This is a genomic window from Neopoerus faecalis, assembly GCF_029218125.1.
Lineage (GTDB): Bacteria > Bacillota > Clostridia > Oscillospirales > Oscillospiraceae > Oscillibacter > Oscillibacter faecalis_A.
Genome location: NZ_JARFXX010000006.1, coordinates 79,583 through 92,666, shown reverse-complemented (window position 1 = coordinate 92,666; position 13,084 = coordinate 79,583). Strand labels below are relative to the sequence as shown.

The window sequence follows — 13,084 nt, the reverse complement described above, 5'->3', positions numbered from 1 at the left end:
CTCCTTGCCTTACCAGCGGAAGTGGGCGAACGCCTTGTTGGCTTCAGCCTGCTTGTGCATTTCCTCGCGCTTCTTCACAGATGCGCCGGTGTTGTTGGCGGCGTCCATCAGCTCACCGGCCAGACGCTCGGCCATGGTACGCTCGCTGCGGGCGCGGGAATACGCGGTCAGCCAGCGCAGAGCCAGAGTCTGCCGACGGGCGGGACGGACCTCCATAGGCACCTGATAGTTGGCGCCGCCGACACGGCGGGCCTTGACCTCCAAGCTGGGCATGACATTCTCCATAGCCTGCTGGAACACCTCAACGGGGTCCTTCTCGGTCTTCTCCTTGATCTGATCGAAAGCAGCGTAAACCACCTTCTGAGCCACGCCCTTCTTGCCGTCCAGCATGACGCTGTTGACGAGCTTCGTCACCAGCACACTGCCGTACATAGGATCGGGCAGAACTTCTCTCTTGGGAACATTACCTCTTCTGGGCACTTTGCTTCCCTCCTTCTTATTATAATAGAAATCATAGGTACTCAGCGGTTTCATAAGCCGCTGTACGGCCTGCCAAAGAGGTAGTTATATATAAAACCTTTTCGGCAAAGCTCAATTTAATGGCAGAACTTACTTCTGCTTGGGACGCTTGGCACCGTACTTGGAACGGCTCTGCATACGGCCCTGAACACCCTGTGCATCCAGAGTACCACGGATAATGTGATAACGAACGCCGGGGAGGTCCTTGACACGGCCGCCGCGGATCATAACAACGGAGTGCTCCTGCAGGGAGTGGCCGACGCCGGGAATGTAAGCGGTGACCTCGTAGCCGTTGGTCAGACGCACACGGGCGATCTTACGCAGTGCGGAGTTCGGCTTCTTGGGGGTCGCAGTTCTCACGGCGGTGCAGACGCCTCTCTTCTGGGGAGAAGGGAGATCGGTGGTCTTGGTCTTCAGCGTGTTCAGACCAAACTGCAGAGCGGGAGAAGTGGACTTGGAAGTCACCTGCTCTCTGCCCTTACGGACCAGCTGGTTAAAAGTAGGCATGGATAGTTCTCCTTTCTTTGAAAATGCGGCCGCTGACAATCGGCAGCCTTTATTTTTTGCGGAACGGCCAAAGCCTATTCCGAAAAAACCGTTATTTTTTCAGTAGGGTCACAACGGACGCGCCCACCGCGATGCCGCACAGACGCCCGAGCTGCGCCATGGTATAGGTCTCGTTGACCGGCAGCGCGCCGCAGCATTGGCGAATGCGGTCCGTCACCGCCGTATCGGCATCGCAGGCTAAGAATATTTCCTCTGCCCGCCCGTCCCGGATCGCTCTGGCGGACTGCTTCACGCCGACTACCCTTTCCCGGGACGCAAGTGCTGTCAACACAGGGGAGACCTCCTGAAAATACATGGCAAAATTCGTGGAATCATAATCCACGCAGTTTGAAATTATAGCATGGGTGTCCAAGCTCGTCAAGCATTTTTCAAAAATAATCTTTGCTTTTTGTGCCTTTCTTCACTTTTCGCAAGTTTCCGGCGTTTTTTCGTCTGTTTTCCGTCATTTTTTCGGAAACCGTCTGTCTCTGTCACTCCTACGCCGTGTTGAAAGCTCTCCCACCCGAAAGCCGCCCGCTTTCTGTGCCCAAGAAAAAGCGGCATGGCAAATGCCATGCCGCTTGAGACTGCCGTAAAAACGGCGCCGCCGCCATTGCGAAATCAGCCCGGAGGCCAAGTCATATCCCGGCCGGACAGCACATGGAAGTGCAGGTGGAACACGCTCTGTCCCGCCTGCTCCCCGATGTTGGACACCACGCGGTAGCTCTCCAGACCCAGCTCCTTCGCCAGCTTGGCAATGACCTCAAAAATGTGGGCCACTACGGCGCTGTTTTCCGCCGTGACAGCGGAAACAGAGGCAATGTGGGCCTTGGGAATCACCAGAAAGTGTACAGGGGCCTGGGGTGCGATGTCATAAAAGGCATAGCACAGATCGTCCTCATAGACCTTGTTGCTGGGAATTTCCCCGGCGCTGATCTTACAAAACAGGCAATCGCTCATATCATTCACTCCTTTCGCAGTTCGTTCTTATTTCGTATGCTCCGGCACCACGGCAAAGGTCACCAGATCCTCCGTCCCATCGTTGATGAGCGTGTGGCTGGAGCCTCTGGGGCAGTAATGACAGGTGCCGGGCGTTACCCGCTCCCACACTCCGTCACAGAGCACCTTGCCCGTGCCGGAGAGGAAATACATGATCTCGCTGCTGGTCTCATGGGTGTGCAGGCCGATGGAAGCCCCCGGTGTCAGGACGCTTCGCATGATTTTATTGTCCGCGTCGGCCACGGACTGTAATTGGGCCTCGCCCTCGCCGCCCTTCATGTGGGGCACAACGGTGCGCGCAAGCTCGTCAAAACGAATCAGCATACGCGCTCCTCTTACAGCTTACCGGCCACGAAATCGTCCACGGCCGCCAGCGCATCGTCCACCTTGCTGGGCTCCGTGCCGCCGCCCATGGCGGAGTCTGGCTTGCCGCCGCCCTTGCCGCCGCAGATGGGCGCAATGGCCTTGATGATATCGCCGGCCTTAATGCCCCGGGCCACGGCGTCCTTGCCGCAGACCGCCAGCAGCGTTACCTTGCCCTCGTTGACAGAGGCCAGAACGCCTACCACACCGGGCTCCTTGTCCCGGAGGAAATCGCCCTGCTTCCGCATGGCGGCAGCGTCCATACCATCCCGCTGAGCGGTGATGACCTTCAGGCCGTCCACATCCTTGGCGGACATCAGGAAGCTCCGGGCCTCGCCCAGAGACGCCTCCTCCTTGAACTTCTCCAGCGCGTGGCGCAGCTCCTTCATTTCATTCATCTGCTGCTCCAGACGGCTCTCCAGCTCGCCGGGGTTCGTCTTGAACATCTGGGCGATGTGGAACAGCACCTGCTGGTTGCGGTTCACGGTGTCCAGCGTCAGCTGGCCCACGGTAGCCTCGATCCGGCGGACGCCGGAGGCAACGGACGCCTCGCTCTTGATGCGGAAGGGACCCACCTTAGCGGTGTTATCCACATGGGTGCCGCCGCAGAATTCCATGGACACGCCGCCCATTTCCACCACGCGGACCACGTCGCTATACTTCTCGCCGAACATGGCCACAGCGCCCTTCTTCTTGGCCTCCTCAATGGGAAGGACCTCCGTCACCACGGGGATGCCCTCCAGAATGGCATCGTTGACGATCTGATCCACCTGCGCAAGCTGCTCCGGGGTAATGGCTTCAAAGTGGGTGAAGTCAAACCGCAGCCGGTCGGGCTCCACCAGAGAGCCGGCCTGATGCACATGGTCGCCCAGCACCTTCTTCAGCGCAGCGTCCAACAGGTGCGTGGCGCTGTGGGCACGACGGACGCCCTTGCGGCGTTCGGTATCGATGGAGGCCGTTACAGTCTCCCCCACCTTGAACTCGCCGGAGACCACCTTGCCGTAGTGCATGAACTTGCCGCCCTTGTTCTTCTGGACGTTATTGACCTCAAATCTGGCATTGCCGCAGGTGATGACGCCGTGGTCGGCCACCTGACCGCCCATTTCAGCGTAGAACGGCGTCTTGTCCAGCACCACAATGCCCTCCACGCCGCTCATCAGCTCCTCGGCCTGCTCGTTTTCCACTACCAGCGCAACGATTTTAGCATCGTCTACGGTATCATGGTCATAGCCCACAAACTCCGTGGAGGGAATGTCCTTGCCGAACTCCACACCGGCCCAGCCCAGATCGCCCAGAGCTTTCCGGGCCTCACGGGCGCGGGTCTTCTGTTCCTGCATCTCCCGGTCGAAAGCGGCGCGGTCCAGCGTCATGCCCTCGTCCTCCACCATCTCCACCGTCAGGTCAATGGGGAAGCCGTAGGTATCGTACAGCTTGAAAGCGTCCGCGCCGGAGAAGGTGGTCTCCCCCTTTTCCTTGTGCTCAGCCAGCAGCTGATCGAAGATTCTCATGCCGCCGTCAATGGTCTTGGCGAAGTTCTCCTCCTCCACCCGGATGACCTTGGTGATATAGGCCTGACGCTCCCGCAGTTCGGGATAGTGGCCCTCGTTTTCGTGAACAACGGTGTCCACCACCTCATACAGGAAGGGCTTGTTGACGCCCAGCAGCTTGCCGTGGCGGGCGGCCCGGCGCAGCAGGCGGCGCAGCACGTAGCCCCGGCCCTCGTTGGAGGGCAGCACACCGTCGCAGATCATGAAGCTGGCGGAACGGATATGGTCGGTGATGACCCGGAGGGATACGTCCTTCTCCTGGCTCTGGCCGTAGCTGGCACCGGTGATCTCCGTAACCTTATTGGTAATGTTCATCACGGTGTCCACATCGAACAGAGAGTTCACATTCTGGCAGACAACAGCCAGACGCTCAAGGCCCATACCGGTATCGATGTTCTTCTGCTTCAGCACAGTGTAGTGGTCATGACCATCGTTGTCAAACTGAGAGAACACCAGATTCCAAACTTCCATATAGCGGTCGCAGTCGCAACCCACAGTGCAGCCGGGCTTGCCGCAGCCGTACTTCTCACCGCGGTCATAGTATATCTCAGAGCAGGGACCGCAGGGGCCGGAGCCATGCTCCCAGAAGTTGTCCTCCTTGCCGAATTTGAAGATACGGTCTTCGGGAATGCCAATATCCTCGTGCCAGATGCGGAAAGCCTCTTCATCAACAGGTGTTGTCTCATTACCTGCAAATACAGAGGGATACAGGCGATTGGGATCCAGTCCCACCCACTCGGGAGAGGTCAGAAATTCCCAAGCCCACCGAATGGCCTCTTTCTTAAAGTAATCTCCAAAGGAGAAGTTGCCCAGCATCTCAAAATAGGTGCCGTGGCGGGCCGTGTGGCCGATGTTTTCAATATCGCCGGTGCGGATGCACTTCTGGCAGGTAGTGACCCGGTGCCGGGGCGGCTCCTGCTCGCCGGTGAAATAGGGCTTCATAGGCGCCATACCGGAGTTGATGAGCAGCAGGCTGGCATCACTCTGGGGAATCAGGGAAAAGCTGGGCAGGCGCAGATGGCCCTTGGTCTCGAAAAAGTGCAGGAACATCTCCCGCAGTTCGTTGAGGCCATAGTACTTGGGTTCAGACATATTCATTTCCTCCATTTTTATGTAAATTTCTTGATTTTTGACTGTAAACCGGATTTCCGGCCGGAATGGAACCGTTGGCAACGTTCCACGGCGGCTTTCTTACCGAAAAATAAAATGCTCCGCCCCGGACATAGGGGCGAAGCATTGCTTCACGGTACCACCCTAATTATCCCCCATCCTTGGGGACATCTTAGCCACCGGTAACGGCGTGACCCGTCCCGCTCACCGCGGGCCGCTCCGAAGCGGCTGCTTCCCGGCGTAGGTAAGGGACTTGCACCAAATCTCCCTCTCGCTGATCCGGTTTCGGAAAGCTGACTTCATCCAAGCGTTTTTAAAGATTGAATACAGAAGTCATTATACCGTTTTTCCGACTGTTGTCAAGGTTTTTCCCCATGTCCTGTCCCGGATTTTGAAGGGGCGGCAGCCCATCCCCGGATTTTCAATCATCTTGAAGCATCCGGAGAAATCTGGTATCCTTTATTATACAGGATAGAATCAACAAAAATCGGAACTGACAGAGGTGTGATAACCATGACCCTATCCACTGTGACTGCGCTGGCAAAGCTGTTCGGGCAATACCTGCTCCAGCCGATCCCCTTCACGCTGACCTTCCTGCTCCCGCTCCTGTTCCGCTTGATCGCCCGCAAATACATCTGGCTCACTCTCCCGTTGATCGCACTGGCGGAGGTACTCCTGAATTGGGACAGCTTTTGCTATTACGAGGCCCGCAGCCTCGCCCTCCTATTCACACTGACGCAGCTTGCGGTCATGGCGGTTTTCGTGTGGATCTTACAGGCCGCCGCCAAAAGCTCCCGGTAAACGCCCCGTTTCTCACAGAGGATAGGGTGAGCCGGTCCACAACAGCCGCACGCCCACCCACGGCAGGAGCGTTTGCAGCGCCGACACACCGGGCATGGGAAATTCCTGCGGCTCCAGCACGCCGCCGCAGGCCAGCGGCAGCGCCCGCTGGACGCACAGCACCGGCTCCGTCAGGCTGGAAAGGGTAATGCTGTCCCGGGGCGAGAGGCCGTAGGTCACCACCGTCCCCGCCGAAAAGCCCGCAAGAGAACAGTCCCCCGGTGCCAGCAGCAATTCGGCCTCCACCCGCTCCCCCGCTAAAATGCGGCAGCCGGTGGGAGTCAGTCCCAGTAAGCGCCAGCGGTGGACGCAGACCGCCCCCATGTCCCGCAGATGCGCCACGCCCTCCGGCAACAGAAATTCCCACCCATCCGGGCAGGCGAAAATGCCTCCATCCATCATACCACCTCACGGATAGTTTGGACCGCGGGAAAAATTTCATGCAGGCACTCGTTTTTTCCGCCGGAATATGCTATCATAGTTCCATTCTGTTCCCGAGGTGAAGCGTGTGCATTTCTGGCAGCATTTGAAAACCGTTCAGCATCACCGGCGTCTGGTGCGGCAATACTGCTTTCGGCTGGGGCTGTACTGGCAGGGCCTGACCCATGACCTGTCCAAATTTTCCCCGGTGGAGTTCTGGGCCGGGGTCAAATATTTTCAGGGCGACCGCAGCCCCAATGACGCTCAGCGCCGGGACATCGGCTACAGTGCCTCGTGGCTGCACCACAAGGGCCGCAACCGCCACCACTTTGAATACTGGACGGATTACGGCATGAACGGCGAGGGAATCGTCGGCGTGGAAATGCCAAAAAAATACGTGGCGGAGATGTTCTGCGACCGGCTGGCCGCAAGCAAGGTCTACCGGGGCAAGGACTTCCGGCAGGGAGACCCCTATGACTTTTTCCTGTACGGCAAGCAGAAGCGGCTGCTTATGCACCCCGCCACCTCGGCGCTGCTGGAAAAAATTCTCCTTGTTCTCCGGGACGAGGGGGAGGACGCCGCCTTTGACTATGTGCGGCGGGAGGTCCTCGGGAAGTGGGTACATTTTTAGTTTCAAAGTTATGTAAATTCCATTGATGTGCGGCTCCGCATATTCCATTTTCATTGATACTACAAGTGAAATTAAAGGATGAAAAGCACCGGCGCTCCCTGCGGAGTGTCGGTGCTTTATGTAAATCGCTTTCGTTTTGCGCGGACATTTTCGGAAATACTGCCGCTCCGGGGCGGCCCGCGTCTGCTGAAAGCGCTGCGGCGCAAGGGCTGGGGCGCGTTTCCCGCAATTCGGCAGCTCTCACCGGCCCAGATAAAACAGATTCCCGTCGGAGATGAAATTTGCCGTGCTGTAAAGCACTGCGGCAGTTTTGATGCTGTGCTGCGCCATATATTCCGCCACAGAAGCGTGGTAGTACCGCAGGTCGATGAGGTGCACCTGCGCGAACCGCTGGGCCAGAAACGGCGCCAAGGAGTCGGAATAGGAATCCCGAATCAGCAAAATCTTGCTTCCATCCCGGATATCCGGGTTTTCAATGACACACAGGGGCTGGTTTCCGCCCAAAAACGAGCTGTATTGATCCTTGTGCTCTAAATAGCTGCGGTCATACAGCTCCCCCGGCTCCGCCCTGCCGGATTTCCATGTGGTGACATTCAGGTAATAGTCCGGCACCCAATATTCTATGGTATCCGGCATCAGCCAATGGATGCCGGAGGTGGAGTACAGCGTACCGTTGAAATCCGTGCTGGCAGTCTCCGGGCGAAAGCTGCTCTCCTCCAACGGGTCTCTCCCCAAGGCTTCCAGCAGGGCATTGGCCCCATAAAAGGCCCCCCGGGTGGTCCAGTGGTGGTCCGTGCGGTAATAGATAGGTTCCGCCGCGTGCTCCGACAGCGCCCCCAGCATATCCACCGTTGGAAGTCCCGTTTCCTCCGCCGCCCTTTGGAGCAGCACCGGCTGGTCAAGGCTGGGCGCGCCTGCCGGCAGCTTGTCCCGCCAAACCTCCGCCGCCGTGGGAATCAGTCCCAGCAGCACCTGACCGCCTGTCAATTCGGCGAATTTTTTTACCGCCGCCAGATTTTGCTCCACCTGCGCCGCCTCCGGCTCCTCCACCTTAGCGATGAGCGTATCGCCGCAGAGATAGACACCGTTAAATTCTCGCTTCCCCAGCAGCAGCTCACACCGGGCCTTCAGTCCCGTCCAGTCGTCCCGCAGGGGGAACTGGTCGGCAAAATACGTTTCCATATCCGCAGTGAAGCTGCCATTGAGCAGCGTTTCCCGGGAAAGGGACGGACGCTGCGCCAGCGTCCGGTTCTCCGTTTCGGACCGTGCCCGGTCCGGCAGGGCGATGTGCCATACCAGCAGTCCCGCTAAAAAGCCGCAGAACAGGACGGTCATGATCCGGCCCTTATGCGCCATGCCGCTTCCCTCCCCTTCAAAATCTGAAATATAAAAACGGATTGTAGCTGCCATCTACCAGATAGGCCGTGCAGAGCACCAGTCCCGCAAGCATCAGCACAGGGGCCAGCGCCTCCCGCGCCCGCTCCGGCAGGCGCTCCCACACGGCCTTTACCGTATTGGCAGAGCCTACCGTCAGCAGCACCAGCAAAACGGCATATGTTCTGAGATAGTAACCGTCGACGGCGCTCCACAGCGCCCCGCCGCCGAAGCACACGCGGAAATACCCGCCGCAGACGGACAGATCCTCCATGGCGAAGATTCCCCACCCGGCAAACACCACCAGCAGCGTATAGGCATGGCGCAGCCAGCGGGGCAGCCTTTGGAGAAAATCCTTCAGCAGATATTTTTCCAGCATGAGCCACAGGAAAAAGTGCAGCCCCCAGAGAATAAAGTTCCAGCTTGCCCCGTGCCAGAAGCCGGTGCACAGCCAGACGATGAAAATATTCCGCACCGTCCGGGCCGTTCCCCGCCGGCTGCCGCCCAGCGGAATATAGAGGTATTCCCGGAACCATGTAGTCAGGGAAATATGCCACCGCCGCCAAAATTCCGTTACGGAGGCGGCGGTATAGGGACGAGCAAAGTTTTCCGGGAAATGGAAGCCCAGCATCCGGCCCATGCCGATAGCCATATCGGAGTAGCCGGAAAAATCAAAGTAAATTTGAAATCCATAGGCCGCGATACCCAGCCAGCCGCCGAAAGCTGTCAGCATCCCGGCGGACTGCGCCGCCAGCTCCGCGTCCCACAGGGCACCGATGCTGTTGGCCAGCAGGACCTTTTTCGCAAGGCCTACCGTAAAGCGGCCCGCACCGGCGGCAAAGTCCGCCGTGGCGTTCACCCGCTCCTTCAGCTCCGCCGCCACCTCCCGATAGCGGACGATAGGCCCCGCCACCAGCTGAGGGAACATGGTGACGTAAGCCCCGAAGGCCACAATATCCCGCTGGGCCGGGGCGTCCCGGCGGTAAACGTCAATGGTGTAGCTCATAGTCTGGAACGTGAAAAAGGAAATGCCGATGGGCAGCGGCAGTCCCAGCGCCGGAAGCGTGATTCCCGGCAGACGTGAGAGGTTTTCCGCAAAGAAATCCCAGTATTTGAAAAAGCCCAGCAGGCCCAGATTCAAAATCACGCTCTCTGCCACGAACCACCGGGCCAGCTTATCCCGGCTGCGGTATCTCTCCACCAGCAGGCCATGGGTATAGTCGATGAGGATGGACAGCACCATGATGCCGAGATAGATCGGCTCCCCCCAGCCGTAAAATACCAGGCTGGTCAGCAGCAGGGCCAGATTCCGCCACCGGAGGGGAACGGCAAAGTAGATCGCCAGCGTGATGGGCAAAAAGCCGAATAAAAAGGGTAAGCTGCTGAAGCGCACGGGCTGTTCACCTCCTTTTCCCTATAAAGTGATTCTGCTTGAATAGCGTTGAAATATAACAGTTTTTCGTTTTTACATGGCAAACCAGCCGTGGTGTCACGGCTGGTCGTTCCGCGTCAGGCTGTTACGCGCCGAACTGGGCGTTCCAAGCGTCCTCGATCTCCGTCTGGTGCTCGCCGGAGGCGATCATTGCCACATAGGCGCCGTTTTGCAGCACCTTGGCAGCCTTCCACTGGTCAATGGTCTCAGGATAGAAGGCATCCCCGTCCGCCTGACTGTCGATCCGGGTCTGGAGGATCTTCGCCGCCTGCGCGGCGTCCTGCTCACTGTCGGCTTGCAGGAACACATACTCACTCACGGCGTAGGACATCACCGGAGCCTTGGCCAGAAGCTGCTTGGCCGCAATATCGCCCAAACCGGGATAGTACATCTCCAGCATTTCGCCGTCCAGGTCCATCATATCGTCGCCCCAGCCGTATTTTTCCGCCAGAGCGTTGTAAAATCCAGTCAGATCCACGTCATTGGCAGTCTCCGTTTTGCTGCCGCAGGCGGTCAGCAGGCCGCACAGGGTCAGGGCCACAGCCGCCAGCGCAAACAATTTCTTCATAGTACCTCCTTATAAACGTCCCTCAAGGGCGTTCATTTTCTTTCTATTGTGTTCTCTGCTTGCTAATATACACGATTTGCGTTATAATAGTCAAGAAACAAGCGGTAACAATCCGATTACAGAAAAGAGGTTTTTTTCATGTACAGCTTCCGCAACGATTACAGCGAGGGCGCACATCCCAGGGTCCTGCAGGCGCTGGTGGACACCAATCTCACCCAGACCTGCGGCTACGGCGTTGATCCCATCTGCGACGAAGCCCGGGCACTGATTCGCACCCTCTGCGCTGCCCCCGACGCCGCCGTTCATTTTCTGGTGGGCGGCACCCAGACCAACCTGACGGTCATCACCGCGCTGCTGGCCTCCTATGAGGCTGTGATCGCCGCCCACACCGGCCATGTCAACTGCCATGAGACCGGCGCCATCGAGGCCACCGGCCACAAGGTCTGCACCGCCTACTCCCCGGACGGAAAGGTGACGCCGGAAATGGTGGAGAGCGTGCTGGCCATCCATGCCGACGGCGAGGAGCACATGGTCGCGCCGAAGCTGGTCTACATTTCCGACACCACGGAGATCGGCACGGTCTACACCAAGGCCGAGCTGACTGCCCTGCGGCAGTGCTGCGACGCTCACGATCTGCTGCTGTTTCTGGACGGTGCGCGGCTTGGCTCCGCCCTCACCTCTCCGGAAAACGATTTGACGCTGTCCGACCTTGCCGCCCTGACGGACGTATTCACCATCGGCGGCACGAAAAACGGCGCGCTGTTCGGCGAGGCGGTCATCATGACCGTCCCCTGTGACCACTTCCGCTGGCACATCAAGCAGCGGGGCGGTATGCTGGCCAAGGGCCGCCTGCTGGGCGTCCAGTTCAAGGCGCTGCTGACGGATAATCTCTATTTCGACATCGCCCGCCACGCCAACGAAATGGCGCTCCGCCTGCGGGACGGTTTTCTCGCCCAGGGCTACGAGTTCCCGGTGCCCTCCCCTTCTAATCAGCAGTTCCCGGTCATGACAATCAAGGCCGCGGAAAAGCTGGCTGCCATGGGCTTTGAGTTCCAGATGGATCACCCGCTGGACGGTGAACGCTGCGTTTACCGCTTTGTGACGAGCTGGGCCACGCCGGAGCACGCCGTAGACGAGCTTTTAGCCGCTCTGGCACAGTGCAAGTAAAGTTTTTCCGCATTATAGTACTTCATCAAAAAAGAGCTGCCGCTCAAGCAGGAGCGGCAGCTCTTTTTTTAATTTTTTCCGCGTTTTCTCTTGACACGAACGTTTGTTCGATGTATTATAGCAGCATAAAGAACATTTGTTCGATTGGAGGAATTCATCATGACAGGCTGGACTCTCTTTTTCACGCTTTTCGGTGCCGCTGCTGTAACCGCACAGGTATTCCGGGTGGTGGACTATCTGGAGCGTCCGGCCCGTCGTCCCCGCCAGGCCGCTGCCCGGTAAGGCATGGATGTTTTAGAAAAGCTGGAGATTTTAACGGACGCCGCCAAGTATGATGCAGCCTGCACCTCCAGCGGCAGCCGCCGGGGCTTCCGGGCGGGCTATATCGGCAACACCTCGTCCTGTCCCACTGGCTGCTGCCATACCTTTTCCGCCGACGGGCGCTGCGTGACGCTGCTGAAGGTGCTGATGAGCAACCGCTGTGTCTATGACTGCGCCTATTGCGTCAATCGCCGGAGCAACGAGACCCGGCGGGCCTCCTTCACCCCGGAGGAGCTGGCGGACCTGACCATCAACTTTTTTCGACGGAATTATATTGAGGGGCTGTTCCTCTCCTCCGGCGTTCTGAGGAACCCGGACTACACCATGGAGCAAATGATTCGCGCCATTCGGATTCTGCGGGAAACGTACCGCTTCAACGGCTATATCCATGCCAAGGCCATTCCCGGCGCTGCGCCGGAGCTGGTGGAACAGCTGGGACTGCTGGCGGACCGGCTGAGCTGCAACATCGAGCTGCCCTCCGAGGCAGGATTGCGGACGCTGGCCCCCGAAAAAACGAAAACTGCCATTCTGGCCCCCATGCGGCAGATTCAGGTGCGGGCAGCCCAAAACCGGGAGGAGCTGGTCAAATACCGCCACACGCCGAGGTTCGCGCCGGCGGGCCAAAGCACCCAGATGATCGTGGGGGCCACGCCGGACAGCGACCTGCACATCCTGCGGCTGACTCAAGGACTCTATGACCGCTACCGCCTCAAGCGGGTCTTCTTTTCGGCGTATGTACCTGTGGTGGAAAGCGCGCTGCTGCCCTCCCGGGAGACAAAACCGCCCATTCTGCGGGAGCACCGGCTCTATCAGGCGGATTGGCTGCTGCGGTTTTACGGCTTTCGGGCAGAGGAGCTTTTGGACGAGCAAACGCCCTCCTTTGATGACCGGCTGGACCCCAAATGCTGCTGGGCGCTGCGGCACCCGGAGTTTTTCCCGGTAGAGGTAAACCATGCGGACTACGAGGCGCTGCTGCGGATTCCCGGCGTGGGTGTGGTCTCCGCCCGCCGTATCCTTGCCGCCCGTCGGGTGGGCCCGCTGCGAATCGAGCAGCTCCCGAAGCTGGGCGTGGTCATGAAGCGGGCGCAGTATTTCCTGACCGCCTCCGGCCGCCTGCCCGATGGGCTTCGGTTCACGCAGGACAGCCTGCTGCGAAGTCTCATTTCTCTGGAGCAATCCCGGCTCCCGGAGGCGGCACCGGAACAGCTCTCTTTATTTGACAACGCCGTTTCATAGGGAGGTCGCGC

General features: G+C 58.7%; 15 protein-coding genes. 5 read left to right on the top strand and 10 right to left on the bottom strand.

Features of this window, described 5'->3' with window-relative positions; all coding sequences use genetic code 11:
* Positions 1-9: 9 nt before the first annotated feature.
* The 6 genes from rpsG to alaS all read right to left on the bottom strand — a co-directional run bounded on the left by rpsG (position 10) and on the right by alaS (position 5,066).
* Positions 10-480: a 30S ribosomal protein S7 gene (rpsG, locus tag PY311_RS08590; RefSeq protein WP_286148266.1), complete on the bottom strand. Its 471-nt coding sequence runs from the start codon at positions 478-480 to the stop codon at positions 10-12.
* A gap of 129 nt (positions 481-609) precedes the next feature.
* Positions 610-1,026, bottom strand: coding sequence for a 30S ribosomal protein S12 (rpsL, locus tag PY311_RS08585; RefSeq protein ID WP_286148265.1), 417 nt, complete (start codon positions 1,024-1,026; stop codon positions 610-612).
* Between the two features lie 91 nt (positions 1,027-1,117).
* Positions 1,118-1,357, bottom strand: a complete 240-nt coding sequence (locus tag PY311_RS08580) for a ribosomal L7Ae/L30e/S12e/Gadd45 family protein (protein WP_286148264.1) — start codon at positions 1,355-1,357, stop codon at positions 1,118-1,120.
* Positions 1,358-1,686: 329 nt separating this feature from the next.
* Complete coding sequence (locus PY311_RS08575) at positions 1,687-2,025, bottom strand: histidine triad nucleotide-binding protein (RefSeq protein ID WP_286148263.1); 339 nt, start codon at positions 2,023-2,025, stop codon at positions 1,687-1,689.
* Between the two features lie 27 nt (positions 2,026-2,052).
* Positions 2,053-2,388, bottom strand: a complete 336-nt coding sequence (locus tag PY311_RS08570) for a cupin domain-containing protein (RefSeq protein WP_286148262.1) — start codon at positions 2,386-2,388, stop codon at positions 2,053-2,055.
* A gap of 11 nt (positions 2,389-2,399) precedes the next feature.
* Positions 2,400-5,066: an alanine--tRNA ligase gene (gene alaS, locus PY311_RS08565; RefSeq protein WP_286148261.1), complete on the bottom strand. Its 2,667-nt coding sequence runs from the start codon at positions 5,064-5,066 to the stop codon at positions 2,400-2,402.
* 531 nt (positions 5,067-5,597) lie between these two features.
* Here alaS and PY311_RS08560 point away from each other — a divergent pair.
* Entirely contained in the window at positions 5,598-5,885 is a 288-nt protein-coding gene (locus tag PY311_RS08560; RefSeq protein ID WP_286148260.1) for a hypothetical protein, read from the top strand.
* A gap of 12 nt (positions 5,886-5,897) precedes the next feature.
* On the opposite strand, the gene PY311_RS08555 is transcribed toward PY311_RS08560, so the two are convergent.
* Positions 5,898-6,326, bottom strand: a complete 429-nt coding sequence (locus PY311_RS08555; RefSeq protein WP_286148259.1) for a hypothetical protein — start codon at positions 6,324-6,326, stop codon at positions 5,898-5,900.
* A gap of 106 nt (positions 6,327-6,432) precedes the next feature.
* Here PY311_RS08555 and PY311_RS08550 point away from each other — a divergent pair, with 106 nt between their 5' ends.
* Positions 6,433-6,975 carry a DUF5662 family protein gene (locus PY311_RS08550; protein WP_286148258.1) on the top strand — a complete coding sequence of 181 codons (543 nt, stop codon included), beginning with the start codon at positions 6,433-6,435 and terminating at the stop codon, positions 6,973-6,975.
* Between the two features lie 240 nt (positions 6,976-7,215).
* Here PY311_RS08550 and PY311_RS08545 read toward each other — a convergent pair whose 3' ends face one another.
* From PY311_RS08545 to PY311_RS08535, 3 genes are all read right to left on the bottom strand, one after another.
* On the bottom strand, positions 7,216-8,331 hold the full coding sequence (locus PY311_RS08545) for a DHHW family protein (protein ID WP_286148257.1): 1,116 nt from the start codon (positions 8,329-8,331) through the stop codon (positions 7,216-7,218).
* A 16-nt stretch (positions 8,332-8,347) separates the two neighbouring features.
* Positions 8,348-9,742 carry an MBOAT family O-acyltransferase gene (locus PY311_RS08540; protein WP_286148256.1) on the bottom strand — a complete coding sequence of 465 codons (1,395 nt, stop codon included), beginning with the start codon at positions 9,740-9,742 and terminating at the stop codon, positions 8,348-8,350.
* 124 nt (positions 9,743-9,866) lie between these two features.
* A complete protein-coding gene (locus PY311_RS08535; protein ID WP_286148255.1) occupies positions 9,867-10,349 on the bottom strand; it encodes a DUF4358 domain-containing protein in 483 nt (160 codons plus the stop codon).
* Positions 10,350-10,487: 138 nt separating this feature from the next.
* Between PY311_RS08535 and PY311_RS08530 the strand changes: the two genes are divergently transcribed.
* The 3 genes from PY311_RS08530 (at position 10,488) to PY311_RS08520 (ending at position 13,073) form a co-directional block, all read left to right on the top strand.
* Positions 10,488-11,516 (top strand): threonine aldolase family protein, encoded by a 1,029-nt coding sequence (locus PY311_RS08530; RefSeq protein ID WP_286148254.1) that lies wholly within the window; start codon positions 10,488-10,490, stop codon positions 11,514-11,516.
* Positions 11,517-11,675: 159 nt separating this feature from the next.
* Positions 11,676-11,798: a hypothetical protein gene (locus tag PY311_RS08525; protein WP_286148253.1), complete on the top strand. Its 123-nt coding sequence runs from the start codon at positions 11,676-11,678 to the stop codon at positions 11,796-11,798.
* A gap of 3 nt (positions 11,799-11,801) precedes the next feature.
* Positions 11,802-13,073 (top strand): putative DNA modification/repair radical SAM protein, encoded by a 1,272-nt coding sequence (locus tag PY311_RS08520; protein WP_286148252.1) that lies wholly within the window; start codon positions 11,802-11,804, stop codon positions 13,071-13,073.
* The last annotated feature ends 11 nt before the right edge of the window (positions 13,074-13,084 follow it).

Coding starts and splice junctions, on each gene's coding strand:
- rpsL (WP_286148265.1), bottom strand. CDS start 1,026: ATGCCTACTTTTAACCAGCTGGTCCGTAAGGGCAGAGAGCAGGTGACT.
- PY311_RS08575 (WP_286148263.1), bottom strand. CDS start 2,025: ATGAGCGATTGCCTGTTTTGTAAGATCAGCGCCGGGGAAATTCCCAGC.
- PY311_RS08570 (WP_286148262.1), bottom strand. CDS start 2,388: ATGCTGATTCGTTTTGACGAGCTTGCGCGCACCGTTGTGCCCCACATG.
- alaS (WP_286148261.1), bottom strand. CDS start 5,066: ATGTCTGAACCCAAGTACTATGGCCTCAACGAACTGCGGGAGATGTTC.
- PY311_RS08560 (WP_286148260.1), top strand. CDS start 5,598: ATGACCCTATCCACTGTGACTGCGCTGGCAAAGCTGTTCGGGCAATAC.
- PY311_RS08555 (WP_286148259.1), bottom strand. CDS start 6,326: ATGATGGATGGAGGCATTTTCGCCTGCCCGGATGGGTGGGAATTTCTG.
- PY311_RS08545 (WP_286148257.1), bottom strand. CDS start 8,331: ATGGCGCATAAGGGCCGGATCATGACCGTCCTGTTCTGCGGCTTTTTA.
- PY311_RS08535 (WP_286148255.1), bottom strand. CDS start 10,349: ATGAAGAAATTGTTTGCGCTGGCGGCTGTGGCCCTGACCCTGTGCGGC.
- PY311_RS08530 (WP_286148254.1), top strand. CDS start 10,488: ATGTACAGCTTCCGCAACGATTACAGCGAGGGCGCACATCCCAGGGTC.
- PY311_RS08525 (WP_286148253.1), top strand. CDS start 11,676: ATGACAGGCTGGACTCTCTTTTTCACGCTTTTCGGTGCCGCTGCTGTA.
- PY311_RS08520 (WP_286148252.1), top strand. CDS start 11,802: ATGGATGTTTTAGAAAAGCTGGAGATTTTAACGGACGCCGCCAAGTAT.